Origin of the sequence: Paenisporosarcina indica (assembly GCF_001939075.1) — a bacterium.
Classification (GTDB): Bacteria; Bacillota; Bacilli; order Bacillales_A; family Planococcaceae; genus Paenisporosarcina; species Paenisporosarcina indica.
The window spans coordinates 1098220-1122366 of the sequence record NZ_MPTA01000001.1 but is presented as its reverse complement, the minus strand read 5'-3'; the positions used below and the strand labels follow the sequence as shown (position 1 = coordinate 1122366).

Sequence of the window (24147 nt, the reverse complement as noted above, 5' to 3'; positions counted from 1 at the left end):
TCGTGGCATAGAATTCTTACTAGCAAGCAAGTAGTTGAAGGAGTGAAAGGCATTGTCTAATGAAAAAAAATATCCAATGACCGCTGCAGGCAAGCAGAAATTAGCGGACGAACTAGATTTCCTGAAAACGGTAAAACGTAAAGAAGTCGTAGAAAGAATAAAAATTGCACGCAGTTTCGGCGACTTATCTGAGAACTCAGAATACGATTCTGCTAAAGAAGATCAAGCATTCGTTGAAGGACGTATCGTAACTTTAGAATCTATGATTCGCAACGCAGTTATTATCGCAGAAAACGAGCTGGACAATGACACTGTATCTCTAGGGAAAACGGTTTCGTTTATTGAAATTCCAGACGGCGACGAAGAAACTTACACAATTGTTGGTTCAGCTGAAGCCGATCCAATGGAAGGCTTGATTTCAAATGATTCACCAATCGCTAAAAGCTTAATCGGCCGTTCAGTTGGCGATCAAGTAAAAGTTATGACGCCAGGTGGCGATATGGACGTCAAGATTGTATCAATTAGATAAAAGCTGGAATCCACTCTCTATTTCGGGGAGTGGATTTTTTATTTAATAAATCAGGAGAAAAATGGTTAGTTGATCAGGTCTGGCCATAAGTTGATCAAATCGACCTGAAAACTACCACATTCCATCCCAACGCCATCAAAAATGAAACATTTCTTTAACACGTTCGTCTAATTTGTCATCACCATTTATGGTATCATTCAATATACAAGGGGGAATTCGTAAATGATAAATACACAGAGTCGATATACCTCACGAAGCAATCGACCAAAAAAACCAAATATGAATAAGTTATTGAACATATTAATCGGAGTAGTTGTGATTCTTATAGTTATCACTGCCGGTATCATATTTTTCGGAAATGACGAAAAAGAACAAGCAGAATCAAAAAATAACACAGAAGAAACGGCTTTAAAAAATGAAAGCACAGAAAACGATTCGGAATCTGCGCAAGATACAGACACCGAATCAAAACCAGAAATCGGTTCTGAAGAAATCGCTTCAGAAGATGAGAACGCTGAAGGTACAACAGAAGATGAATCTGAAGAAGAGTCTTCAGAAGAAGGTTCCACCACGGGTGGTTCTGTAACATCATCACCTTCTGACGATCCAGTAGTTTCTGATACCATTGCGAATACAGCTTGGGAACCTGTGGGCACCTCTCAAACAGGTGAACATGTATCGATTTATTCTAAAAATCACGTGGATTGGAATGAGAAAGTGAAAGCCCTCGCTTATGCAACAGGGTTGTCCTCCGATAACATGATTGTTTGGCATCTTGGAAACGGTGGAAGTCCTCAAAAATCCATCGGTACAGTCTCATCTAAGAATAAAGAAGAAAAATACCGTGTGTATTTGCATTGGGTTGACGGCGAAGGTTGGAGACCTGAAAAAATGGATACATTAAAAACATTAGACGGTGCCTATTGACATTCGGCACCGCTTTTATTATTTTTAGGGAAGTGTTTTTTGCACGGATGTAAATAAAATCATTAGGATATCGGGTTTGTGAACTGCCGACTTGTCTCAAATGAGTGCAAATGGTGTTCTTCTACTAAGAAAAGAGGCGGAAATAAAATGAAAATAGCAGTTATTGGTGCAATGGAACAAGAAGTCGAGGCATTACGTTTAGTTATTGAAAATCCTCAAACTACGGTTATCGCAAATAGTGAATATACTGAAGGTACATATGCTGGGCATGATGTCGTTTTACTTAAAAGTGGAATTGGGAAAGTGAATGCAGCCATGTCTACTTCTATTTTACTGCAGCATTTCAAACCGGAGGCAGTTATTAATACCGGATCAGCAGGGGGTTTTGACTCAGCACTTGAAGTGGGTGCTGTTGTCATTTCTGATGAAGTTCGCCATCATGATGTGGATGTTACAGCGTTCGGCTATGAAATGGGACAAGTCCCAGGGCTTCCAGCGGGATTTGTAGCTGATACAAACTTACGACAACTTGCAGAAGAGGCTGTGCAGGAATTGGGACAACATCAATTTGCGACTGGCCTAATTGCAACTGGCGATTCGTTTATGAGCGATGCAGTACGCGTTGAGAGCGTCCGAACATATTTTCCACATATGAAGGCAGCAGAAATGGAAGCAGCTGCTGTTGCGCAAGTCTGCCACCAATTCGATGTGCCTTTTGTGGTGATTCGTGCTCTATCTGATATTGCAGGAAAAGAATCTTCCGTTAGCTTTGATGAATTCTTGCCAACTGCTGCGAAACATTCAACAGAAATTGTTTTACGAGTAATCAGCAAGTTGTAAGCACATTCCATGTTAGAATGAAGAATGATGATTGGAGGCTCTTTCGATATCCAGTGAATCGAAAGAGTTTTTTTCATGTTTAAACAGTTGATACAATTTTACCAAAGCCCTTTTTTCAATGCGTGAGACATAACTACGTGAGATATTTAACTGTTTTGCAATTTGTTTTTGAGTCATTGGCTCAAATTGATGAAGTCCATATCGACGCTCAATGATTTCAATTTCACGTTTTTCTAATTTATCCAAGTGACGATATAGGACAGTCATCTGCTCTTTTTGTTCAATCGTTTGTTGTGCCGTATCTTCGTCTGTTTGTAGGAGATCTGTAATTTGTAGTGAATGTCCGTCTTTATCAGTGCCAATGGGTTCGTATAATGAGACGTCCTTTTGTACCTTTTTTTGGGAGCGTAAGTGCATGAGGATTTCATTTTCAATACAACGAGCAGCATATGTTGCGAGGCGAGTCTTTTTATCAGGTGTGTAGCTTGCGACAGCCTTCATTAGTCCAATTGTACCGATTGATATGAAGTCGTCCAGTTGTTCATGCTTCGGATGGAACTTCTTTACAATGTGTGCAACAAGTCGCATATTACGTTCAATTAATTCGTGTTTGGCTTCTTCTTCACCGGCTAAGCAACGTTCCACATATATTGCTTCTTCTTCTTGGGATAAGGGTTTTCGAAAAGCCTGCCCTTTCAAATACCCGAGGAAAGCCGGTACTTCTATCCATAGTTGCAAAACTGCAGATAGTAAACCACTCATGATGACGTGCACCTCCATGTCGTCTTTTGTCACTATATGATTCCCATGTCGAATCCATGAAAAAAACGACCACAATTTGCGGCCGTTAGACTTTTTTTAATGTAAATGTACTGATCATGAGGATAGACAAAATTGGCAAGAGAAACATATAAAAAACCGGTGCGAATTGAAACAATCCAAAATATGAAAGCGTGACTAATGTTCCAGCAGCGGTAATTGGGAGTCCTGTAAAGTAGCCATTCGAATCCATAATATTAAATCGAGCTAAGCGGAAAGCGCCACTCGCAATATATATTATGGTGATGACCATTCCAGTCGTTCCAAATTCAAATAAACTAACCATATAAATAAGAATCGCAGGTGCAACACCGAATGAGATAATATCGCTCATGGAATCGAGTTGTTTCCCAAGTTCTGACTCTTGACCTAATTTACGAGCGACCATCCCGTCGAAACGGTCCAGTAAAGCTGCGATAAATATAAACAGAACACTATAACTATAAGATTCGTTTAATGTGGTCATGATGGAAGCACCACCAAAAGATAAATTCCCAATGGTGATCATATTTGCTGCATTAGCTTTCATTTTTTTGATTGTGTGATCCACTCGTTGAAAAAAAAACAATGGACGACACTCCTTCGTGTGTAAAGTATTTGTTCATTATACTTCTTAAAACCAAAAAAAGGTACAACATATTTAGAGCTGGAGGGATAAAGTGAAACAAATCGTCTATCGTTCACTTATAGAACTGACAAATGGAAAATGGACTTCGTTAGCTTTACAACGATTTGCCCAATCATCGTGGAGTCGAAAATTAATTCCATCTTATATACGTACATACGGAATACAGATGCAAGAAGTTTCACAATCAAAGGATGAATTTCCTACATTGCATGATTTCTTTATTCGAAAAATCGATGCTCAATGTCGTCCCATCTTTGAGGGGGACTTGGTAGCAATCAGCCCTGTTGATGCAAAAGTAGAAACGATTGGGACCATCACACAAACCGGCACGTTTTTAGTGAAAGAAAAATCGTATACGGTTTCTGAATTGCTTGGAAATGTGGAACAAGCCGCTTCTTATTTAGGGGGCACCTATATCGTATTTTATTTAAGTCCTGCTGATTACCATCGAATTCATAGTCCAGTAGATGGTCATGTGAAAAAACAAGTAACACTTGGTAAAAAATCATACCCTGTAAATCAGACAGGTTTAACATATGGAAAAACGCCAATCAGCGGAAATTATCGCCAAGTTACCCATTTAGTATGTCCAAATCACAAAAATTGTGCAGTGATTAGCGTGGGGGCCATGTTTGTAAACTCCATACAACTGACGAACACATCACGTGAATGGAAAAAAGGCGAGGAAATTGGGTATTTTACGTTCGGTTCAACAGTTGTTGTGTTGTTTCCGAAGGATGCTTTTCAAGCGGATCCTGCAATTACGCCAGGTTGTCGAATACGAGTGGGTGAGAAAATCGGGAGTATGTTATAATCGATACAGAAAATAGGTTGAACGGAGTGTGTCTCGTTGTACAAGAATTTTTTACCGAGCGAATTTGTCAAAAGTGTATTTGACATTTCGCCTGAAAGTTTACAAGAAAAAGGAATCCGCGGCATTATTACGGATCTGGACAATACACTCGTGGAGTGGGATCGCCCTGAAGCGACGCCGAAACTTGTCACTTGGCTAAAAAGCATGAAAGATGCCGGAATCCAAATAACCATCGTTTCAAATAACAATGAACTGCGTGTTAAATCCTTTGCTGATCCACTGGGAATCCCATTCATCTTCAAAGCACGTAAACCAATGGGCAAGGCATTTCGAAAAGCACTTCACCTAATGGATGTTAAACGTGAAGAAGTTGTCGTAATTGGCGATCAATTATTGACGGATGTCGTCGGTGGGAACCGCAATAATCTCCACACCATTTTGGTCGTTCCTGTGGCCAACTCGGATGGTTTTTTCACGCGATTCAATCGTATGGTAGAACGCCGAATTTTTAGAGCGTTAAAAAGAAAAGGTTATGTAACTTGGGAGGAAGACGTGTGACTAATATACAAACATGTATCGGATGCGGTACACAAATACAAACAAATGACCAAAAAGAACCAGGGTATGCACCACAATCTTCATTAGAAAAAGAAACAATTATTTGCCAGCGTTGTTTTAGATTGAAAAACTATAATGAATTACAACCGGTTTCTTTAACAGATGATGACTTTTTACGTATTTTAAATAGTCTTGGTAATGAACAAGGTCTAATCGTTAAAATCGTGGATATTTTTGATTTTAATGGTAGCTGGTTACCAGGATTGCATCGTTTTGTCGGGAATAACCCGATCTTGTTAATCGCGAACAAAGTTGATTTACTTCCTAAATCGGTAAAAAAACATCGTGTGATTAAATGGATTCAACAAGAAGCCAAAAAACTAGGTTTAAAACCAGTCGAAGTAATGCTAGTAAGTGCACATAAAGGAACGGGTATGGTGGAAGCTATGGAAGCGATAGACCGACTACGTGAAGGTAAAAATGCTTATGTAGTAGGTTGTACAAACGTTGGGAAATCTACGTTTATCAACCGTATTATTAAACAAGTGACAGGTGAAAAAGAAGTTATTACGACCTCTCATTTCCCAGGTACCACACTTGATTTAATTGAAATCCCACTCGATGATAACCAAGCTCTTTATGACACACCAGGAATTATCAATCATCATCAAATGGCACACTTTCTAGATTCATCTGAACTGAAATGGATTACGCCTAAAAAAGAAATCAATCCAAAAATCTTTCAATTAAATGCGGGACAAACCTTGTTCTTAGGTGGCTTGGCACGGTTTGATTTTATACAAGGGGACCGTTCATCGTTCACAGTTCATATTTCAAATGAATTAAATATTCATCGTACGAAACTTGAAAATGCCGATACCTTATATGCCGATCATTTAGGTGGCATGTTAGCACCACCGTCTGTAGAATTCAAGGAGCAATTACCGCCACTAGTACGTCACGAATTTTCAATTAAAACGGAAAAAACGGATATTGTGTTCTCTGGTTTAGGATGGATTACCGTCAATCAAGCAAACGTAGTGATTGCAGCATATGCACCTAAAGGGGTAGAAATTCAATTACGTCCATCATTAATATAGGGGGGCGATTGGAATGAAAAAATGGTACGCTGTTATTGGTGATCCGATTTCTCATTCGATGTCTCCAAGAATGCATTGTCAATGGTTTTCTGATTTGGAAATCGATGCGACTTATATACCGGTGTATGTTAAGAAAGAAAACTTATATGATACGGTTCAATCATTAAAATTATTAGGAGCTAGCGGTTGGAATATTACCATTCCACACAAAGAGGCTATTTTGCCACTCCTTGATCATATTGATGCTAGCGCTGAACGTATGGGGGCAGTCAATACAGTTGTTGTGGAAGATGATGGCTCCCTAACTGGTTATAATACGGACGGCATTGGATTCGTTAATTCACTTGAGGAAGCAATGGGTTCTCATCTTAAAGACGCACCAATCTTGCTTATTGGTGCTGGTGGGGCTGCAAGGGGCATTGCTTTTGCCTTGAAAAATAGTGGGTATACAAATATATCTTGCTCTAATCGCACGGTTACTAGTGCTGAGAGATTAATTGGTGACATTAATGGTCAACGTGCGTTGTCGCTTGAACAGGCAGAAGATGAACTTTCAGATTTTCATGTCATTATTCAAACAACGCCTGCGGGGATGATAACTGCTCAATTGGACAAGCCAATGTCATTAAAAAACTTAACATCTTCTGCAATTGTTGCAGATATTGTGTATAATCCATTATTGACGCCATTTTTGGCAGAAGCCAAAGATCGAGGAGCACGTTGTTTAAATGGAGTGGGGATGTTCGTGCATCAAGGAGCATACTCGTTTGAAAAGTGGACAAATCGCAAACCAGATACGAAGCAAATGATAGAGCAAGTCGAACAAATACTAGGAGGTCCACATGTTAACAGGTAAACAAAAACGTTTTTTACGTAGTGAAGCACATCATTTAACACCTATTTTCCAAGTTGGAAAAGGTGGAGTAAATGAACATTTGATCAAACATATTGAAGAAGCGATCGAAAGTCGTGAACTCATCAAGATCAGCATATTGCAAAATTGTGAAGATGATAAGCAAGAAGTAGCTGAACAGTTGGCAAAAGAAACAAGATCAGAACTTGTCCAATTAATTGGATTAACTGTTGTGTTATACAAACCATCAAAAAACAATAAGAAAATCGTCTTGCCTACTAAAGGCTGATGATGAAAAAAGTGTGCATTTTTGGTGGAACATTCAATCCCCCACATATTGGACATTTAATCATGGCGAACGAAGTGTATCATGCACTTGATTTTGCAGAGGTCAGGTTTATGCCGAATTCAAAACCGCCACATAAAGAATCATCAAATTTAGTGTCTAGTGAACATCGGTTACGTATGTTGGAACTTGCGACAGGTGCTTTTCCTTATTTTCAAGTAGAATCCTATGAAGTTGAAAAAGGCGGCGTGTCGTATACATTTGATACAATGATGGAATTGCAAAAACGCGAACCACACACGCAATTCAGTTTCTTGATTGGTGCTGATATGATTGCTTATTTGGATAAATGGGCGAAAATTGAAGAGCTAGTAAAACATGTTGAATTAGTAGGTGTCCGTCGGTCAGGTTACGATGAGCATTCGAAATACCCGGTTACATTGATCGATTCACCGCTTATTGACCTATCCTCTACGATGTTACGTAATCGAATAAAAGATGGAAAAGATGTCTCCATGTTAATCCCCGAACATGTACAAGCTTATATTCGTGAGGAGAAGTTGTATGAATAGAGATGAAATGTTGAATGCTATACGTACAAGAATGCCAGAGAAACGATATGTGCATACTTTAGGAGTAATGGATACGGCTATTCGTTTAGCAAGTGTATATGATGAAGTGGAAAAAGATGCAGAAATTGCCGCCATTTTACATGATGTTGTAAAATATGCCGATCGGGATTGGATGAAACAAACCATCATCGATCAGCAAATGGATCCCAATCTTTTACTGTTCCATCATGAATTGTGGCATGCCCCGGTAGGTGCCTATGTAGCACAATATGAATTTGGTGTAACGAACCAAAATGTATTAAATGCGATACGCTATCATACGACTGGCCGAGCACACATGGGAACGCTTGAGAAAATAATTTTCTGTGCAGATATGATTGAACCGAATCGACAATTCCCTGGTGTCGATGAACTAAGACAACATGATGAACAAGGACTCGATGCATTAACCAAGTTATGCGTAAAAAGATCGATACAATATTTAGTTCAAAAAAATCAACCGGTATATCCGGATTCCATTCATTGTTACAATGATTTGGTTACACGAAAGGAAAATGAATGAATGACAGTTCCAACTTTATTAGAAATTGCCTACAAAGCAGCAGATGACAAACGTGCAGAAGATATCGTCGTATTGAATATGAAAGGGGTATCTTTACTTGCCGACTATTTTGTGATTTGCCATGCTAATTCAGACCGTCAAGTTCAAGCAATTGCTAGAGAAATGGCCGATCAAGCTGGGAAATCAGGCTATAATGTAAAACGTCTAGAAGGTTTTGACTCTGCACGTTGGGTATTAGTGGATATGGGCGATGTGGTTGCACATGTATTCCATAAAGACGAACGCGCATTTTATAACTTAGAACGACTATGGGGAGACGCACCAATCATCTCTGTAGACCTAGAAGCGTAATGTCTAGTTACAAAGAGTTTGCACACATTTATGATGCATTAATGACGGATATACCTTATGACAACTATGTTCATAAGGTACTTTCGTGTGTCGAAAATGTAACAGGGAAAACTTTGCTGGATATCGGGTGTGGTACTGGTGTTTTGTCTGCAAAACTTATGGTTGAAGGGTTTAAGGTTCAAGCCGTCGATTTATCTGAAGAAATGCTTTCGATGGCTGCCGACCGTTTTCAAAAAGAAGGCTATCACATTCCTCTATTTCACATGTCAATGACCGATTTGGAAGGATTTCACGATATAGATGTGGCTTTACTTTCAATCGATTCACTCAACTATCTTGAAGTTGAAGAACAAGTTGTCCAGACTTTCGAAGGGATATATCAGTCACTGAAAGAAGGGGGTCAACTCTTCTTCGATATACATTCTCTTTATAAAATGGATGAGTTGTTCTTGGATGGACCTTTTACGTATGAAGATGAAAATGTCGCCTATATTTGGCATACTGAATTAGGTGAAGAACCACATTCTGTCTATCATGATTTAACCTTTTTCATGAGAAAAGAAGATGGCCTGTATGAACGATTTGAAGAAAGTCATTTCCAACGTACATATGCGGTCAATAACTATATCACTTGGTTAACACAAGCAGGTTTTTCGAAAGTGAACGTAACGGCTGACTGGACGAATGACGAGCCTACTAATACAAGTGAACGAATCTTTTTTCATGTGACGAAATAACCTTTCAGTTAATACTTTCCAATTACGAGCAATTCGTTTATAGTATGGGTAACTCCATAAGAATTGCTCTCTGTAGGAAAGGATGACCCAATCTGAATCCTTCATGGATAAAAAAACATGCAAATAAACTCTTACTGATTAGTGCAGGATTATTTGTCTCATTTTTAGTATTCGACCCGTTTTCCCACATGCCGGAACCCCCAATTTCCGGAACGCTTGAAACGATTCAAAACCCTATCCCAAAACCCATCCCACCAGAAGAATCTACCGAAACAAACCCAACAAGTAGTAAAGAGAGTGAAGCAGTCATTGTTGATGTAAAAGGACAAGTAAAGACGCCAGGAGTCTATACTTTACCAATTGGCAGTCGAGTACTTGACGCAGTTCAGCAGGCAGGTGGTCTATTGCCAACAGCTGAAGAAAGAGCTTTGAATTTAGCTTCCAGATTAATAGACGAGATGGTGATCTATGTTCCTACCATCGGAGAAATGGAGGAACCTATACCATTTCCTTCAAGTCCTTCAAACCCTTCAAAAGACGAATCTCAATCGACAATTGTTAATATTAATTCTGCAGATGAAACGACATTAATGACGCTCTCAGGTATTGGTCCATCCAAGGCAAAGGCGATCCTTACATACCGAGACGAAAACGGATCATTTCAGTCGATTGAGGAAATTAAAGAAGTTACGGGTATCGGAGATTCAACGTTTAACAACATTAAAGATTTCATTTCGGTAAAATAAAACTACATTCAATTGACGAATGAAACGTGAACCTACTAAACTATAAAAAAGTTAACATTCAGGGGGCGTTTTTATGGAGCGAATAACATGGGATCAATTCTTCATGGCACAAAGCCATTTATTAGCATTAAGAAGTACATGTACAAGGTTAGCGGTAGGAGCAACGATTGTTCGCGATAAAAGAATTATGGCAGGCGGCTACAACGGATCCATCTCCGGAGGCGACCATTGTATTGATCAAGGATGTTACGTTGTAGATCACCATTGTGTTCGGACAATCCATGCAGAAATGAATGCCTTGCTTCAATGTTCAAAATATGGCATTTCGACAAATGAAGCCGATTTATATGTCACTCATTTTCCTTGTTTGCCATGCACCAAATCAATTATTCAATCTGGAATTCGAAGTTTATACTATGCAAAGAATTACAAAAATAATGAATATGCGATTCAATTATTAAGGCAAGCAAATGTCCAAGTCGTTCATGTACCATTTGACGAAAGAAAAATCGACTTCTTAAGTGACCGTAAAATTACTTTGTATTTAGATATGCTTCAAAAAATGCGAGAGAATGGAGTTCCGCCTGAAGAATTGGCTTCATATGAAGCGCAGGTGAATGAATTATTTGGCAAAACCATTTCAACCAACGTTTAATTTTTTTATCAATTGCAGCGATAATCTCGGCAAGTGCTGCTTTGGGTTCAATTCAACTACTAATCATTCATACGTTCATCGTAATGTTGTTTGTTCGGATTCGATTCACATCTGTTTTTATCGTGAGCTATATCCTAATAGGGATATGCTTCTATCTATATGCCGAAGTCAAGCTATCTCCGGTTGCTAAAGAAGCAACGCAGGAACAGATCTTAACCTGGACATCTACTCATACGATCAATGGGTCAAAATTGCGTGGATTTATGGTATCTGAAGAAAAAGAAAAATGGTACATCACCTACACCTTTACATCGGAACAGGAAAAGCAAGTGTTTTTAGAACAATCATTAACAGGTTCCAAGTTCAAAGTGAATGGTCATGTGGAGGAAATACCACTACCTGCTCATGATTATTCCTTTAATATGCAAACCTATTTAACCAGTCATGCGGCAATCGGAATGTTTTCGGTCACGACGCTTCAAAAAGTTTCAGAGCGTACCGGAATATTAGGTTGGATTGCCAAGCAACGTTTTTTTATGGAACAACATATAGAGACTCATTTTCCGTTATCCCTCCAAGCAGAAGCAAAAGCCTTACTGCTTGGGTTAAGGGATGATGTCAATCAAGACGAGACAAGGGCCTATCAAATATTAGGAATTACGCATTTGTTTGCGATCTCAGGGTTGCATGTAGCCTTTCTAACGTATCTCTTTTATCAATCCATGCTAAGACTCACAATCAGAAAAGAAGTAGCCGTATGGTGCTTGCTAATCTGTTTACCTGTCTATGCTTGTCTAGTTGGTGGGGCACCTTCCGTATGGCGGGCAGTTGGGGTCGTAGAGATTATTTTAATATCTCAGCAATTTCGTCGACGATTGGCACTTGAAGATGCTTTTGCCATCAGTATCTTGGTGTATATTTTATTGCAGCCTGGCGTCTTGCTACAAATCGGCTTCCAGTTATCATATGGAGCAACAGCGGCCTTGATTTTCTCTTCTCCCTTCTTAAAACTTCAAACGACTATGATCAAACAATCATTTTGGATTACGTTTCTTTGTCAAATTGGGGTTGCCCCCATCATTCTTTTCCACTTTTACGAGATATCTCTATCTTCTTTTATAGTCAACTTACTATTCGTTCCACTCTATACAGTTGTGATTCTGCCAATTAATCTCTTTTTATTTCTACTAGCATTTATCATGCCATATGCTTCGGATCTGATCTTCTACTTGTATGAGCCGTTAAGGTCAGCATTAACTCTCTGTATATTAGAGATAGCTTCGTGGCCATTTCAATTGTGGAATCCCGGTAAACTATCGAGTTGGCAACTGATCATTGCTTACATAGGTGTAGGTTGCTCATTTTTAGTATTGGAGCTGCAACAATCTCTCAAAAAGTTGATGCTAACTTTAGGCTTTCCGGTTGTAATTATCATGATCACCCCGTATTTTGATGCTTCACTTGAAGTGACTTTCTTGAATGTAGGACAAGGGGATGCGACTGTTATTGAACTACCACATCAGCAGGGGGTGATTCTCATAGATTCGGGTGGGCTATTACGTTTCGAGCAAGACCACTGGAAGCAATCAAACACGCCTTTTGAAATCGGTAGAGAAGTGATTGTGCCATTTTTAAAAGGACGTGGCATAAACAATATTACAACGTTCATTTGGACCCATGCGGATAGCGATCATATTGAAGGGGCAGAAGAAATATTAGAAGAAATAAATGTTGAAGAGATTCATGTAACGCCAGGTGCAATCGATCAATCAACTTTACAACTGGCAGTTCAAACTGCTTTAAACCAAAAAGTTTCAATAAAAGAACAAGTGGCAGGGACAAGTTGGCGAGTTGGGGAAACTCAATTTACCTATGTATCACCTCAAGATATAGTTTACGAAGGAAATAATGATTCTCTGGTTTTATTCTTGAAACATCAGTCGTTTACGGCGTTGTTTACTGGTGACTTAGAAGAGGATGGGGAAGAAGATATCGTGAAAGCGTATCCAGGTTTACAAAACATCACAGTATTAAAGGCGGGGCATCATGGTAGCAAAACATCGAGCTCTTACCCATTTCTTAAAAGACTTGAACCGAAACTCAGCGTTTTTTCAGCGGGAAAAAACAATCGCTATGGTCATCCGAATCCAGAAGTTGTGAAAAGGTATACTGACAATCTATTACCTGTATTGACCACGGCAGACGTGGGGTCTGTTCATGTAAGTTATCATAAAGAGGAAGTGACAATCCGCACAACGTTGGATAAAGGCATAAGAAAAAGAGACTCTTCACAATGAAAAGTCTCTTCCTCGATTTGAATAGAAATCATAATTTTTAAGGATATCTGTGTTTTTCTAGCACTGATTAGAATAGATAGAAGTTCCTTTGGAAATCAGTAAAAGAAAAGACTTCAGCTCGCACCACTGTGGATGCGAGCTGTGTTTTTCTAATAACTTATTTTGTTATGAAGTCAATTACAGTCGCAATGATGAAAATCGCTGCAAAGAAAACAAACGATACACCGAATCCAACACCTGCGTCGATCACTTCGTTACGTTTGGATTGGACATTCTTTTCAAATTCGTGCATTGCTACCCCTCCTAATTCAAACTAATTATAAGGTATTGCCTAAAAAAAATCTATAAACAACATGTTTTTTTCAAGGATTTCAAATGAAAGACACACTTTGTTCAAACACCGACGTTTGTTTATTTTCATGTATAATAAAAATGTATGTGTTACTAGGAGGTATACTATGTTTTCAAACGTATGGAATAAGATGCAACAAGGGAAATTCAGCCCGATCTATTTACTTGTAGGGACTGAACATTACTTTTTTGATGAAACGATTCGTCGGCTAAAAGACGCACTTCTTCAAGAAGGAGAAATCGATGTCTTACTTTTTGATTTAGACGAAGTTCCCGTTCAGCATGTCATCGAAGAAGCGGATACCATTCCTTTCTTTACTGATCGAAAATTAATCATCGCAAAAAATGCATCATTTCTAAAAGTAACGGAAAAAGGTAAAGAAAAAATAGATCATGATATCAAAGCGTTTGAAAGTTGGGTGCTGCATCCATCTGAAACAGCGATTACCGTTTTTATTGCACCTTATGAAAAATTGGACGAACGTAAAAAAGTGACAAAGTTGATGAAAGAGAAATCTCTGCTATTAGTAGCCAAGCAACTCGAAGGCAATGACTTAGTGGTATGGGTTAAGTCAACTGTGGCACAAGAGCAAAAAACAATGACCAATGACGCAATCGCACGATTAATTGAAACAGTGGGCCAAGATCTTGTGCAATTGCAATCTGAAATACATAAAATGGCGACCTATGTAGGAGAAGAATCGGAAATCACGAAGGATGACGTAGAGCTATTGATGACCCGTACGTTGGAGCAAGATGCATTTCAACTGTTGAATGCGTATTTACGCGGGGATACGACGACCGCATTGACGGTCTACCATGACTTGTTAAGACAAAAAGAAGAACCAATCATGTTAACCGCCTTACTTGCTTCTCAAATTCGCTTAATGTCGAATGTTCGCTACCTCCAAAAGAAAGGGTATCACGCACAAGCGATTGCGAAACAACTGAAAGTAAATCCATATCGTGTGAAATTAATTGTTGAGAGTCGTCAACAAATTAAAGAAGAACGGCTGTTAGAAACGCTACATAGACTTGCTGGAGCAGATTACAAATTGAAAACTAGTAGCGGAAGAAGAGAACGAATTCTTGAATTATTTTTAATGAATAAATTGTGAAATAAGACCTGATCGCAAACGATGCGAATCAGGTCTTTTCAATTTTTAAAGGAAGCGGTGGGGGAATCGACCAAGAGTTGCGCTAAACTAACGAAGTTGCAACAAAAACGGCAAGAGTTGCGACTTAATCATAGAAAGTTGCGACAAACCCATTCAATGTTGAAACTTAATCTCGAAAAGTTGCGACAATCACCATTTATTCAACCCAAAAAGAAAGACCAGATTCAAAGTTCGAATCTGGCCTTCCTGATAATTATGCTTGTTTCATTAACTGAGCTTTTTTACGAGCAGCAGTGTTTTTATGAATTAATCCTTTAGAAGCTGCTTTATCAACTTGTTTGATAGCAGAAACTAAAAGTTCTTTTGCGTTTTCCTCTTTGTTAGCAGAAGCGTTTTCAGCTTTCTTAACTGCTGTACGCATTGTAGATTTAGAGTGAGCGTTTTGAGCTGTAGCAGAAGCATTCGTTTTTACACGTTTGATTGCAGATTTGATGTTTGGCATCTTGTCATTCACCTCCATTAATAAGGTCCGAGATTCATAGACTCTCGAGTTTAAGCTTTGCGCAACAAAAAGGCGCAGTTTGCTTTAAGTATTAGATTTAATTCTCAATACAACAAGCATTATTTTAACAAACTGCAAGTTATAATGCAATAGATTCAAGCAAAGAATATTTACTTGACACCTTGGGCAAACTTTTCTTGAGGTGAAATTAAATGGATCAAAGAAATCTAATGCGTACTGATTTACTAGATGAAGCGACAGAAGTTGTTCAACATCGAACGAAAAAAGAAAAAAATACGTTGCATGAAACTCCCGGCATTCAAATGAACGAAGAGAGAAGAGGCCGTGTTCATATAACTCATATCGAAACAGATGCAAGTGGGGCCGAGAGCATTGGCAAAAAGGCAGGAACGTATATTACATTAACTGTTCCTACATTAACAGCTGAAGACAACGATGGATTTAAGGAACTTGAACAACAATTTATTGTCTCTTTGCAAAACATTCATCAACAAATTAGCTTATCGCCACAATCGAAAATTCTGGTTATTGGCTTAGGAAATCGAACAATCACGCCCGATGCGATTGGTCCTTTAGCGATTGATCGTTTCCATGAAGAGATGTTTACATTGCCGATCGAATTTGGTCATCTTGTTTTCTATGCACCAGGCGTGACGGGTCAGACCGGACTAGAAACTGGGGAATTTGTAAAAGCGATTGCTGAACGTGTTCAACCAGATTTGATCCTCGTGATAGATGCATTGGCGGCACGTAATCAAGATCGTCTGTGCAAGACTGTACAAATTACCAATACGGGTATTCACCCAGGTTCAGGCGTTGGGAATTCGCGAAATGAAATTTCATTTGAATCGCTGGGTGTTCCTGTAACTGCAATCGGAGTTCCGATGGTCGTGGATGCACCAGTGCTAGTGGTTGAGGCAATCGAAACGGTTTTTAAAGTAATTTCTAATCAAATAAGTGAATCATCAAAACCATCATCTGCACTTTCTGTTGGTCCGTGGCTAAGAAGTGCGGATGAACCGGTGAATGTGGAAGCAATAAAACCAATTTTCGGTGAGTGGGCAGGATGGTCCAGCAATGAGATAAGAGGATTGCTTGAAGAGGTATTACCACCACATCATCAACAATTATTTGTAACACCAAAAGAAACAGATGCATGGGTGATGAGGCATGCAGAGTTAATACAAACGAGCGTTATAAAATGGTTGCAAGATGATGTTTTTAGTTCTACTACTCCTTAATCCTACGTACGTTGTAGGAGGAGGGGTGAAGAATGCGCAAAACACTGCAGAAAGTCATGAGTTTCTATCTTTTTTTATTTTTACTTCCTATACTGACGATTAAACTCCCCATGCTAGCTTTTGGAACAACAACAAATGAACAAGTGGAGACACGTCCAGTTGCCTATGCGGCGAATGTGACAAAAGAAATTACGAACGAACAAACTAAAGAAATATCTATGGAAACAAATGAAAAACCTCTTAACGTTTTATTGTATTTCACGCATATACAGGAATCCTATCAACCAATTGTCGAAAAGGAACTGGGATTAAAAGCGGTTAATTATCATCCAACTAATAATATATCCAATGTAAGTGACCTTGTTACTCAGCATTTTCTCTTGAATGGAGATACTGTCGATGTTTTGTCATTCGATAAAATGAATCAAATGAAAATCAAGGGAGCCTATTCCACAATCCGTCCTCAATTGGTTCAACAAATGAGTAAAAAAGAATACGATGTAATACTTGATCTACATCGTGATTCCCTTAAAAAAGACAGAACAACTCTTGTAACCGACGGTACAACATATGCAAAATTAACCTTTGTTGTAGGAGCGGAACATGCCAACTATAAATTAAATGAAGCCTTTGCCAAAGCAGTGTCTGATGAAGTGAATAGAATGGTTCCCTCCATTTCCAAGGGTGTTTATAAAAAGACTCATGATGATGGAAATGGCATTTACAATCAGGATTTATCAAGTAGTTCGTTATTAGTTGAATTAGGCGGTATTGAAAATACGGAAGAAGAGGTTAATCGGACCATTGCCATCCTTACAAAAGCGATTTCAAACGTTTTTGGAAAGACAAATGCATCCTAACATTGAAGTAATGCGTGTTCACTGCTATAATTCTAAATAGTTTAATTAGGAGTGGACAACGCATGAATCGAGAAGAACGTAACAAACGCCAACAGAATATTCGAAACTTTTCTATTATCGCCCATATCGATCACGGTAAATCAACATTGGCCGATCGAATATTAGAACAAACGAAAGCATTGACGTCAAGAGAAATGAAAGCCCAACTTCTCGATTCAATGGATTTAGAACGTGAACGTGGTATAACCATAAAATTAAACGCCGTGCAACTGAACTATAGAGCTAAAAATGGAGAAGATTATACTCTACATTTAATAGACACACCTGGACACGTCGATTTTACTTATGAAGTATCTAGAAGTTTAGCGGCATGTGAAGGTGCCATTTTAGTTGTAGATGCAGCACAAGGTATTGAAGCGCAGACGATGGCCAACGTTTATTTGGCATTGGACAATGAGTTAGAAATCCTGCCGGTTATCAATAAAATTGATTTGCCAGCAGCTGACCCAGAACGTGTGCGTGCTGAAATAGAAGAAGTGATTGGACTTGATGCTTCTGAAGCTGTACTTGCATCCGCAAAAGCAGGAATAGGAATCGTGGAAATTTTAGAGCAAATCGTGGAGAAAGTCCCTGCACCTACGGGAGATCCGGAAGCGCCATTAAAAGCACTGATTTTTGATTCACTTTACGATCCTTATCGTGGAGTTGTCGCGTATATTCGCATAATGGAAGGAACGGTCCGTCCAGGAGATAAAATTCGCATGATGGCGACAGGAAAAGAATTTGAAGTGATTGAAGCGGGTGTTTTCACACCTAAAGCTACACTTCGTGATGAATTAACAGTAGGTGACGTAGGATTTTTGACAGCTGCTATTAAAAACGTGGGAGATACACGGGTGGGTGATACTATCACAAGTGCAATCAATCCAGCAACCGAATCGTTACCAGGTTATCGTCGATTGAATCCAATGGTCTACTGTGGATTGTATCCAATTGACACAGCAAAATATAATGACTTACGTGATGCACTTGAAAAGCTTGAATTAAATGATGCGGCACTTCAGTTTGAGCCAGAATCATCTCAAGCTCTTGGATTTGGTTACCGATGCGGATTCTTAGGATTACTGCATATGGAAATCATTCAAGAACGTCTTGAGCGTGAATTCAACATTGATTTAATCACTACAGCACCAAGTGTAATTTATGATGTTCATATGACGTCTGGCGAAATCATGAAAGTGGACAACCCTTCTATGATGCCAGAACCACAAAAAATTGATCGAATCGAAGAACCTTATGTAAAGGCAACAATTATGGTACCAAACGATTACGTTGGTGTGGTTATGGAACTTTGTCAGAAGAAACGTGGAAACTTCATGAACATGGATTATTTGGACAAAACACGTGTCAGCATCATTTATGAATTACCACTTTCAGAAGTAGTTTACGATTTCTTTGATCAATTGAAGTCAGGAACAAAAGGATATGCGTCATTCGATTATGAAATGATCGGTTATAAACCTTCTAAACTTGTGAAAATGGATATTTTACTTAATGCAGAACAAGTCGATGCGTTAAGCTTCATTGTTCACAATGACTTTGCTTATGAACGCGGAAAAATCATTGTCGAGAAATTAAAGAAATTAATTCCAAGACAGCAATTTGAAGTGCCGATTCAAGCAGCGATTGGACAAAAAATTGTCGCTCGTTCTACGATTAGCGCGATTCGTAAAAACGTTCTTGCTAAATGTTACGGTGGGGATATTTCTCGTAAACGTAAACTGCTTGATAAGCAAAAAGAAGGTAAAAAACGCATGAAGCAAGTTGGATCTGTAGAAGTTCCACAAGAAGCTTTCATGGCTGTTCTTAAAATGGATGAAGATTGATTAACATATAAGAAAGAGGTAAGGGGCTACTAGTTGGCCCCTTTTTTCTATAAATTGCGCGAAAAATGACGGATTTCGGAGTTTTTCGGACTACCTCACTAAGGAAGAAGGAAATAACATGATCAAGGGAGTTTACATACACATTCCTTTCTGTCATCAAATTTGCCATTACTGTGATTTCAATAAGGTTTTCTTTAAGAATCAACCCGTTGATGAGTATATTGAGGCACTCGGTATGGAAATGAAGATGTTTATAGAAAAATATCAAGATCGATTACATATTGAAACGATTTTCCTTGGTGGAGGAACGCCAACTGCCTTGAGCGCTGAGCAATTACAACGTTTGTTTGAGCTAATTAAGCAACACATCCCGCAACAACATCTAATGGAATTTACTTCTGAAGCAAATCCAGACGAATTAACTCGTGATAAATTAGTCGTGATGAAAGACAACGGAATTAATCGACTGAGCTTAGGGGTACAAAGTTTTGACGAGGATTTATTGACTCGCTTAGGCAGAACTCATTCCAACGAACATGTTTATGAAACGATACAAATGGCCAAAGATATCGGCTTTAGCAATATCAGCATTGACTTAATGTATGGGTTGCCTGGTCAAACGATGGATCAGTGGAAAGATACTTTAGCGAAAGCACTTGAACTCAATCTCCCTCATTACTCTGCATACTCCCTCATTGTCGAGCCGAAAACCGTGTTTTACAACTTGATGACGAAAGGCAAATTAATCTTGCCTGGTGAAGACTTAGAGGCTGATATGTATGAAGTGTTGATGAGTGAAATGGATTCGAATGGCATTCAGCAATACGAAATCAGTAATTTTGCAAAACCAGGTTATTATTCAAGACATAATAACTTGTATTGGGATAATGTGTCGTATGCTGGTTTTGGTGCAGGTGCTCATGGTTATGCAAAAGGAATCCGCTATTCAAATATCGGACCAATTAAAAAGTATATGGATCAAGTGGCTGATGGAGAGTTCCCTCTGAACCACACGCACGAAGTAACACGCAAAGAACAGATGGAAGAAGAAATGTTTTTAGGGTTACGAAAAGTGGATGGGGTAAACAAAAAACATTTCAAAGAAAAGTTTGGTATCGCGATGGAAGAAGTGTATGAACAAGAGATTTCAAAGCATATTACTAGTGGTTCAATGGTCGTTCTAAATGACGCAGTAGCCTTAACTAAAAAGGGTAGATTTATTGGAAATGAAATTTTTCAATCATTTTTAATGGAATAAACATCGAATTCGTTGACTTTCGTCAATGAATTTGATAATTTATGTATGAGTATTAGCACTCGCAAGTGATGAGTGCTAACAGAGGTGATAATCATGTTAACGAATCGGCAATTGCTCATTCTACAGGTAACAGTTGATGACTTCATACAGACTGCTCAGCCGGTAGGATCAAGGCAACTTTCAAAAAAAGAGGAAGTTCCATTTAGTCCTGCTACCATCCGCAATGATATGGCTGATCTTGAAGATTTAGGTTATTTGGAAAAAACGCATACGTCGTCAGGTCGAATTCCGTCTGAAAAAGGGTATCGATTTTATGTTGACCATTTACTAACGCCTCAGCTTGCTACATCAGATGACATGCAGCAAATTCAATCAATCTTTCAAGAACGCATTACAGAAACGGAACAAGTGATTCAAAAAACAGCAATGATTTTATCAGAATTAACGACTTACACGTCTATATTGCTGGGACCAGATGTTGGTAAACACCGAGTCAAACGATTTTCAATTGTTCCCTTATCCAATGATTCTGCGGTAGCGATCATTATTACGGATTCTGGACATGTAGAAAATAGATTGTTCCAATTACCGGAGGGGCTTACAGCACCTGACATCGAGAAAATGGTCAATATTTTAAACGAACAGCTGACCGGTGTATACTTACATGATCTTCAACGGGTTCTTGAAAAAGAAACGACCACATTATTAAATAGACATATTGGTCGATACAGTGAACTGATGACTTCATTTGGTGCTGCACTTTCAAGCCCACATGAAGAAAAAGTATTTTACGGCGGCAAATCCAAACTGCTACATCATCCTGAATTTAGCGACATGCAAAAAGCACGTAGCTTAATCACAATCATGGATCAAGCAAATCAAATTTCAACGTTGTTTTCACCGAATCAGTCGGGTATTCATATTCGGATTGGTTCTGAAAATACCTTATTGGAAATGGAAGACTGTAGTGTCATTACAGCATCCTATACAATAGGGGAAGAGCAAATGGGTTCAATTGCAATTATTGGTCCTACTAGAATGGATTATCGAAGAGTAGTCACATTACTCGATGTAATGAGTGGCGACTTATCTCGTGAATTAACTCGAATTTTACGTGGTTCACGATAAAGAAGGAGGATATAAAATGTCTCAATCAGAAGAAAAAGAATCTGTAGTAAACACGGCAGATCAAGAATCTGACGTAAACACAGTAAATCAAGAATCTGCAGAAGCGCAAAAGGAATCTGAAGTTGAACAAGTAAAGGAAGAAGTAGTAAGTGAAGAGCCAAGTGAACTTGAATTGGTTCAAAAACAATTAGAAGAAGAAACAAACCGTCATTTACGTCTACGGGCAGACTATGAAAACTTCAAACGTCGTGTTCAATTAGACCGTGAAGCTGCGGATAAATATAAGTCACAAGGTTTGTTGACAAACTTGCTACCAGTGCTTGATAACTTTGCACGAGCGATGGAAGTTGAAACAGTTTCTGAAGAATCACAATCCCTTCGCAAAGGGTTAGAAATGGTCTATAAAACACTTGTTGAAGCCACTGAAAAAGAAGGATTACAAATGGTTGAAGCTGAAGGTGTTGAATTTGACCCTACGATTCATCAAGCTGTCATGACAGACTCCGATGACTCGAAAGAATCGGGTATAGTGTTGCAAGAGCTGCAAAAAGGGTACAAGTATAAAGATCGCGTACTTCGACCATCTATGGTAAAAGTAAACGAATAAATAAACTGTAATTAGCCTAGGAGGAAATAAATAATGAGTAAAATTATCGGTATTGACTTAGGAACAACAAATTCATGTGTATCAGTTCTTGAAGGTGGAGAACCAAAAGTAATTCCAAATCCAGAAGGTAACCGCACAACACCATCTGTTGTTGCATTTAAAAATGGCGAACGCCAAGTAGGGGAAGTAGCAAAACGCCAGTCAATTACAAACCCAAACACGATCCAGTCTGTTAAACGCCATATGGGTACAGATTTCAAAGTAAAAGCAGAAGATAAAGAATATACACCTCAAGAAGTCTCTGCGATGATTCTTCAATATCTAAAAGGCTACGCAGAAGATTACTTAGGTGAAAAAGTGACGAAAGCAGTCATCACAGTTCCTGCTTACTTCAATGATGCTGAACGCCAAGCTACAAAAGACGCTGGACGTATTGCAGGTCTTGAAGTAGAACGTATTATTAACGAACCAACTGCTGCAGCACTTGCATACGGTTTAGATAAAATGGATGAAGATCAAACAATCCTGGTTTATGACCTTGGTGGTGGTACGTTTGACGTATCGATTTTAGAACTTGGCGATGGCGTATTCGAAGTGCGTTCAACTGCTGGTGACAACCGTCTTGGTGGAGATGACTTTGACCAATTATTAATGGATTATTTCGTAGCTGAATTCAAAAAAGATAATGGCATCGACTTATCTAAAGACAAAATGGCAAATCAACGTTTGAAAGATGCTGCTGAAAAAGCTAAAAAAGATCTTTCAGGTGTAACATCAACTCAAGTTTCATTGCCTTTCATTACAGCTGGAGAAGCAGGACCTCTTCACTTGGAGATCACGTTAAGCCGTGCGAAATTTGACGAATTAACAGCTTCATTAGTGGAACGAACAATGGTACCTACCCGTCAAGCTTTGAAAGATGCTGGTTTAACATCTGCGCAAATCGACAAAGTTATTCTAGTTGGTGGATCAACACGTATCCCTGCTGTTCAAGATGCAATCAAAAAAGAAACAGGGAAAGACCCACATCGTGGTGTAAATCCTGATGAAGTAGTGGCAATGGGTGCTGCAGTTCAAGGTGGCGTTTTAACTGGAGACGTTAAAGACGTTGTTCTTTTAGACGTAACACCACTATCACTTGGTATTGAAACAATGGGTAGCGTGTTCACGAAATTAATTGAACGTAACACAACAATTCCGACATCTAAATCTCAAACATTCTCAACGGCTGCTGATAACCAACCAGCTGTAGACATTCACGTACTTCAAGGTGAACGTCCAATGGCAACAGATAACAAAACACTAGGTCGCTTCCAATTAGCGGATATCCCGCCAGCACCACGTGGTGTTCCACAAATCGAAGTAACTTTCGATATCGACAAAAACGGGATTGTAACGGTTAAAGCGAAAGATATCGGTACTGGAAAAGAGCAAAATATTACGATTCAATCTAACACTTCATTAACAGATGAAGAAATCGACCGCATGGTAAAAGAAGCTGAAGCGAATGCTGAAGCGGATAAAACACGCAAAGAAGAAGCTGAGTTGAAAAATGAAGCGGATCAAATGGTCTTTATGACAGAAAAAACATTAAAAGATCTTGAAGGTAAAGTATCTGAAGAAGAGAAAAAACAAGCTGAAGATGCAAAAGAAGAGTTGAAAGCGGCACTTGAAGCTGGAAACCTAGAAGATATTCGTACGAAAAAAGACAAGCTAAACGAAATCGTTCAAGCTTTGACAATGAAATTATACGAACAAGCAGCAGCTGAAGCACAAGCAGCTGAAGGTGCTGAAGGTTCTAAAAAAGACGATGGAGTCGTAGACGCTGAATTTGAAGAAGTAAACGACGACAAGTAAGTCAATCGAAAAGTCAAAGTCTGGACTTCCAGCTTTGGCTTTTT

At 38.9% G+C, this 24147-nt stretch carries 27 protein-coding genes; 23 read left to right on the top strand and 4 right to left on the bottom strand.

The genetic code is table 11. The annotated features are described in order from the left end of the window. The first annotated feature begins 52 nt into the window (after positions 1-52). The 3 genes from greA (at position 53) to mtnN (ending at position 2296) form a co-directional block, all read left to right on the top strand. A complete protein-coding gene (greA, locus tag GY23_RS05450) occupies positions 53-529 on the top strand; it encodes a transcription elongation factor GreA (protein ID WP_075618154.1) in 477 nt (158 codons plus the stop codon). A 222-nt stretch (positions 530-751) separates the two neighbouring features. Then, entirely contained in the window at positions 752-1456 is a 705-nt protein-coding gene (locus GY23_RS05445; protein ID WP_075618153.1) for a YrrS family protein, read from the top strand. 147 nt (positions 1457-1603) lie between these two features. Then, a complete protein-coding gene (gene mtnN, locus GY23_RS05440; RefSeq protein ID WP_075618152.1) occupies positions 1604-2296 on the top strand; it encodes a 5'-methylthioadenosine/S-adenosylhomocysteine nucleosidase in 693 nt (230 codons plus the stop codon). A 12-nt stretch (positions 2297-2308) separates the two neighbouring features. Here mtnN and sigK read toward each other — a convergent pair whose 3' ends face one another. After that, entirely contained in the window at positions 2309-3058 is a 750-nt protein-coding gene (sigK, locus tag GY23_RS05435; protein ID WP_075618151.1) for an RNA polymerase sporulation sigma factor SigK, read from the bottom strand. Between the two features lie 85 nt (positions 3059-3143). Further along, the gene (gene pssA / locus GY23_RS05430) at positions 3144-3683 is read right to left on the bottom strand and encodes a CDP-diacylglycerol--serine O-phosphatidyltransferase (protein WP_139311072.1); all 540 of its coding nucleotides are present in this window, start codon (positions 3681-3683) and stop codon (positions 3144-3146) included. 91 nt (positions 3684-3774) lie between these two features. Here pssA and GY23_RS05425 point away from each other — a divergent pair, with 91 nt between their 5' ends. From GY23_RS05425 to GY23_RS05370, 12 genes are all read left to right on the top strand, one after another. Next, complete coding sequence (locus tag GY23_RS05425) at positions 3775-4557, top strand: phosphatidylserine decarboxylase (RefSeq protein ID WP_075618150.1); 783 nt, start codon at positions 3775-3777, stop codon at positions 4555-4557. A 36-nt stretch (positions 4558-4593) separates the two neighbouring features. After that, entirely contained in the window at positions 4594-5115 is a 522-nt protein-coding gene (locus tag GY23_RS05420; RefSeq protein ID WP_075618149.1) for a YqeG family HAD IIIA-type phosphatase, read from the top strand. Further along, positions 5112-6215 (top strand): ribosome biogenesis GTPase YqeH, encoded by a 1104-nt coding sequence (gene yqeH, locus GY23_RS05415; protein WP_075618148.1) that lies wholly within the window; start codon positions 5112-5114, stop codon positions 6213-6215. Before GY23_RS05420 ends, yqeH begins: the two co-directional genes overlap by 4 nt. 13 nt (positions 6216-6228) lie before the next feature. After that, the gene (gene aroE / locus GY23_RS05410; protein ID WP_075618147.1) at positions 6229-7071 is read left to right on the top strand and encodes a shikimate dehydrogenase; all 843 of its coding nucleotides are present in this window, start codon (positions 6229-6231) and stop codon (positions 7069-7071) included. Beyond that, a complete protein-coding gene (yhbY, locus tag GY23_RS05405; protein ID WP_075618146.1) occupies positions 7058-7357 on the top strand; it encodes a ribosome assembly RNA-binding protein YhbY in 300 nt (99 codons plus the stop codon). The genes aroE and yhbY overlap by 14 nt, the downstream gene beginning before the upstream one ends. Positions 7358-7359: 2 nt before the next feature. Beyond that, positions 7360-7926 carry a nicotinate-nucleotide adenylyltransferase gene (locus tag GY23_RS05400; protein WP_075618145.1) on the top strand — a complete coding sequence of 189 codons (567 nt, stop codon included), beginning with the start codon at positions 7360-7362 and terminating at the stop codon, positions 7924-7926. Then, positions 7919-8488 (top strand): bis(5'-nucleosyl)-tetraphosphatase (symmetrical) YqeK, encoded by a 570-nt coding sequence (yqeK, locus tag GY23_RS05395; RefSeq protein WP_075618144.1) that lies wholly within the window; start codon positions 7919-7921, stop codon positions 8486-8488. Before GY23_RS05400 ends, yqeK begins: the two co-directional genes overlap by 8 nt. After that, entirely contained in the window at positions 8489-8839 is a 351-nt protein-coding gene (gene rsfS, locus GY23_RS05390) for a ribosome silencing factor (RefSeq protein ID WP_075618143.1), read from the top strand. Beyond that, a complete protein-coding gene (locus GY23_RS05385; protein ID WP_075618142.1) occupies positions 8839-9576 on the top strand; it encodes a class I SAM-dependent DNA methyltransferase in 738 nt (245 codons plus the stop codon). Before rsfS ends, GY23_RS05385 begins: the two co-directional genes overlap by 1 nt. Positions 9577-9764: 188 nt before the next feature. Then, entirely contained in the window at positions 9765-10322 is a 558-nt protein-coding gene (locus tag GY23_RS05380) for a helix-hairpin-helix domain-containing protein (protein WP_084543989.1), read from the top strand. Between the two features lie 73 nt (positions 10323-10395). Continuing rightward, positions 10396-10977, top strand: a complete 582-nt coding sequence (locus GY23_RS05375) for a ComE operon protein 2 (protein WP_075618140.1) — start codon at positions 10396-10398, stop codon at positions 10975-10977. A 41-nt stretch (positions 10978-11018) separates the two neighbouring features. Then, positions 11019-13274 carry a DNA internalization-related competence protein ComEC/Rec2 gene (locus GY23_RS05370; protein ID WP_245827576.1) on the top strand — a complete coding sequence of 752 codons (2256 nt, stop codon included), beginning with the start codon at positions 11019-11021 and terminating at the stop codon, positions 13272-13274. A gap of 157 nt (positions 13275-13431) precedes the next feature. Here GY23_RS05370 and GY23_RS05365 read toward each other — a convergent pair whose 3' ends face one another. Then, complete coding sequence (locus GY23_RS05365) at positions 13432-13566, bottom strand: YqzM family protein (RefSeq protein WP_075618139.1); 135 nt, start codon at positions 13564-13566, stop codon at positions 13432-13434. A 166-nt stretch (positions 13567-13732) separates the two neighbouring features. Between GY23_RS05365 and holA the strand changes: the two genes are divergently transcribed. After that, the gene (gene holA / locus GY23_RS05360; protein WP_075618138.1) at positions 13733-14743 is read left to right on the top strand and encodes a DNA polymerase III subunit delta; all 1011 of its coding nucleotides are present in this window, start codon (positions 13733-13735) and stop codon (positions 14741-14743) included. 253 nt (positions 14744-14996) lie between these two features. Here holA and rpsT read toward each other — a convergent pair whose 3' ends face one another. Then, the gene (gene rpsT, locus GY23_RS05355; RefSeq protein WP_075618137.1) at positions 14997-15245 is read right to left on the bottom strand and encodes a 30S ribosomal protein S20; all 249 of its coding nucleotides are present in this window, start codon (positions 15243-15245) and stop codon (positions 14997-14999) included. Between the two features lie 212 nt (positions 15246-15457). Between rpsT and gpr the strand changes: the two genes are divergently transcribed. The 7 genes from gpr to dnaK all read left to right on the top strand — a co-directional run bounded on the left by gpr (position 15458) and on the right by dnaK (position 24103). Continuing rightward, positions 15458-16507 carry a GPR endopeptidase gene (gene gpr / locus GY23_RS05350; RefSeq protein ID WP_075618136.1) on the top strand — a complete coding sequence of 350 codons (1050 nt, stop codon included), beginning with the start codon at positions 15458-15460 and terminating at the stop codon, positions 16505-16507. A gap of 32 nt (positions 16508-16539) precedes the next feature. Beyond that, complete coding sequence (gene spoIIP, locus GY23_RS05345; RefSeq protein ID WP_075618135.1) at positions 16540-17367, top strand: stage II sporulation protein P; 828 nt, start codon at positions 16540-16542, stop codon at positions 17365-17367. A 62-nt stretch (positions 17368-17429) separates the two neighbouring features. Continuing rightward, a complete protein-coding gene (gene lepA / locus GY23_RS05340) occupies positions 17430-19253 on the top strand; it encodes a translation elongation factor 4 (protein WP_075618134.1) in 1824 nt (607 codons plus the stop codon). Positions 19254-19371: 118 nt separating this feature from the next. Then, a complete protein-coding gene (hemW, locus tag GY23_RS05335; RefSeq protein ID WP_075618133.1) occupies positions 19372-20511 on the top strand; it encodes a radical SAM family heme chaperone HemW in 1140 nt (379 codons plus the stop codon). Between the two features lie 93 nt (positions 20512-20604). Further along, entirely contained in the window at positions 20605-21639 is a 1035-nt protein-coding gene (hrcA, locus tag GY23_RS05330; RefSeq protein WP_075618132.1) for a heat-inducible transcriptional repressor HrcA, read from the top strand. Between the two features lie 16 nt (positions 21640-21655). After that, entirely contained in the window at positions 21656-22246 is a 591-nt protein-coding gene (grpE, locus tag GY23_RS05325) for a nucleotide exchange factor GrpE (protein ID WP_075618131.1), read from the top strand. A gap of 33 nt (positions 22247-22279) precedes the next feature. Further along, a complete protein-coding gene (dnaK, locus tag GY23_RS05320) occupies positions 22280-24103 on the top strand; it encodes a molecular chaperone DnaK (protein ID WP_075618130.1) in 1824 nt (607 codons plus the stop codon). Positions 24104-24147 lie beyond the last annotated feature (44 nt).